A 2,682-nucleotide genomic window follows, 5' to 3' on the forward strand; every position below is an offset into this window, starting at 1 on the left:
CACGCGCTCGCGATCCGCGCGCGCGCGCCGGGCGAGCCGGCGTGAGCCACGATCTCTGGTACTGGCCCGACATCCAGGGCCGGGGCGAGTTCGTCCGGCTGTTCCTGGAAGCGGCCGGCGTGCCGTACCGCGATCGCGCGCGCGAGGGCGGCGCGGAGGCGTTGATGGCCGATCTGGCGGGGCGGGGACCGCGTGGACCCCTTGCGCCGCCCTATCTGGACATGGGCGGCGACACGGTCGCGCAGGTCGCGCATATCCTGGCGGTGCTGGCGGATCGCCACGGCCATGGCGGCGGCGACCCGGCGACGGCGCGGTGGCTCCACCAGCTCCAGCTGACGGTCACCGACCTGGTGGCGGAGGTCCACGCCGTCCACCATCCGGTCGACGCGTCCGCTTACTACGCGGAACAGCGGCGCGAGGCCGCGCGCGCCGCCGCCCCGTTCCGTGCCGAGCGCCTCCGCAAGTTCTTCCAGCATTTCGAGGCCGCCGCCGGCGCGATCGACGGGCCCTTCGTCGCGGGGGACGAGTGGAGCCATGTCGATACCTCGCTCTTCCAGCTGGTCGAGGGGCTGCGCTACGCCTTTCCGCGCCGGATGGCGGCGATCGAGGCCGGCTATCCCCGCCTGCTCGCCATCCGCGACCGCGTCGCCGCGCTGCCGGGCATCGCCGCCTATCTCGCCAGCGAGCGGCGAATCGCCTTCAACGAGGAGGGCATCTTCCGCCATTGTCCCGAGCTGGACGGCGCGGCATGAGCCGCCGGCCCCGCCCCGCCGCGCGCATCCTGCTGGTCGACGGCGCGGGCCGGGTGCTGTTGTTCCGCTTCGACGCGCCCGACCGGCCGCCCTTCTGGTGCACGCCCGGCGGCGCGCTCGACCGGGGCGAGACGTACGCGGAGGCCGCGCGGCGCGAGCTGCGCGAGGAGGTGGGGCTAAACCGCGATCCGGGGCCGGAGATCGCGCGCCGCACGGTCGAGTTCCTGACGATCGAGGGCGTCGAGGTGACCGCCGACGAGCGCTGGTTCCGCGTCGACGTGGTCGAGCCCAGCGTCGACACCGCCGGCCATACCGCGCTGGAGCGCCGGGTGATGACCCGGTGGCGCTGGTTCGACGCGGACGAGCTCGCCACCTGGCCCGAGCGCGTCTATCCCGACGACCTCGCCGCGATGCTGGCGGCGACGACCCGGTCGCGATGAGGCCACGCGCGCGGGCGTGACCTGACGCGCGGGCGCGGCTAGGGCCCGGCGATGATCGCCCGCTATTCCCGCCCCGCCATGGCCGCGCTCTGGACCGCGGAGGCGCGCTATCGGAACTGGTTCCTGATCGAGGCGCACGCGACGGACGCGCTCGCCGAGCTGGGCGTCGTGCCCGCGGCGGCGGCGGCGGCGCTGTGGCGCTGGTGGGCGACCGGGCCGACCATCGACGTCGCGGCGATCGACGCGATCGAGGCGGTGACGAAGCACGACGTCATCGCCTTCCTGACCTGGGTCGCCGAACAGGTCGGGCCGGAGGCGCGCTACATGCACCAGGGCATGACCTCGTCCGACGTGCTCGACACCTGTCTGGCGCTGCAGCTGCGCGAGGCCGCCGACCTGCTGATCGCCGATCTCGACGCGCTGCTGGCGGTGCTGGAGCGGCGCGCGCGCGAGCACAAGCGGACGCCGACGATCGGGCGCAGCCACGGCATCCATGCCGAGCCGGTGACGTTCGGGCTCAAGCTCGCCTTCGCGCATGCCGAGTTCGCCCGCGCCAAGGCGCGGCTGGCGGCGGCGCGGGCGGATATCGCCACCTGCGCGATCTCGGGTGCGGTCGGCACCTTCGCCAATATCGATCCGGCGGTGGAGGCGCATGTCGCCGCGCAGCTCGGCCTCGCGGTCGAGCCGGTGTCGACCCAGGTCATCCCGCGCGACCGCCATGCGATGTTCTTCGCGACGCTGGGCGTGATCGCGGGCTCGGTCGAGCGGCTCAGCACGGAGGTGCGCCACCTCCAGCGCACGGAGGTGCTGGAGGTGGAGGAATATTTCAGCCCCGGGCAGAAGGGATCGTCGGCGATGCCGCACAAGCGCAACCCGGTGCTGACGGAGAACCTGACCGGGCTCGCGCGGATGGTGCGCGGCTATGTCACGCCCGCGCTGGAGAACGTCGCGCTGTGGCACGAGCGCGACATCAGCCATTCGTCGGTGGAGCGCTATATCGGGCCGGATGCGACGATCACGCTCGATTTCGCGCTGGCACGGCTGACCGGCGTGATCGACCGGCTGGTCGTCTATCCGGCGCGGATGCAGGCCAATCTCGATCGGATGGGCGGGCTGGTCCACTCGCAGCGCGTGCTGCTCGCGCTGACCCAGGCCGGCGTCAGCCGCGAGGACGCGTACCGGCTGGTCCAGCGCAACGCGATGCGCGTGTGGGACAGCGACGGCGCCGAGTCGCTGGCCGCGCTGCTCCAGGCGGACCCGGAGGTCACGGCGGCGCTGTCGCCGGACCGGATCGCGGGGGAATTCGACCTGGGCTATCACTTCAAGCACGTCGACACGGTGTTCGAGCGGGTGTTCGGCTCTTCTTAGTCCTCCCCAGCTCGCTGGGGAGGGGGACCGCCAAAGGCGGTGGAGGGGTCGCCGGCGCAGCCGGCGGGCTAACGCCCGCCGCCCCTCCACCGCCTTTGGCGGTCCCCCTCTCCGAACGACTT

The 2,682-nt window shown here is 73.0% G+C and carries 3 protein-coding genes; all 3 read left to right on the forward strand.

Annotation, left to right across the window (positions count from 1 at the left end; all coding sequences use genetic code 11):
• A partial coding sequence (locus HUU95_RS13700) for a glutathione S-transferase (RefSeq protein ID WP_368039816.1) occupies window positions 1-752 on the forward strand: 752 nt, incomplete at its 5' end.
• Entirely contained in the window at window positions 749-1,192 is a 444-nt protein-coding gene (locus HUU95_RS13705) for an NUDIX hydrolase (RefSeq protein ID WP_174280613.1), read from the forward strand. The genes HUU95_RS13700 and HUU95_RS13705, both read left to right, overlap by 4 nt.
• Window positions 1,193-1,243: 51 nt before the next feature.
• The gene (gene purB, locus HUU95_RS13710) at window positions 1,244-2,560 is read left to right on the forward strand and encodes an adenylosuccinate lyase (protein WP_174280614.1); all 1,317 of its coding nucleotides are present in this window, start codon (window positions 1,244-1,246) and stop codon (window positions 2,558-2,560) included.
• The last annotated feature ends 122 nt before the right edge of the window (window positions 2,561-2,682 follow it).

It is taken from the genome of Sphingomonas bacterium, assembly GCF_903643065.1.
Lineage (GTDB): Bacteria > Pseudomonadota > Alphaproteobacteria > Sphingomonadales > Sphingomonadaceae > Sphingomonas.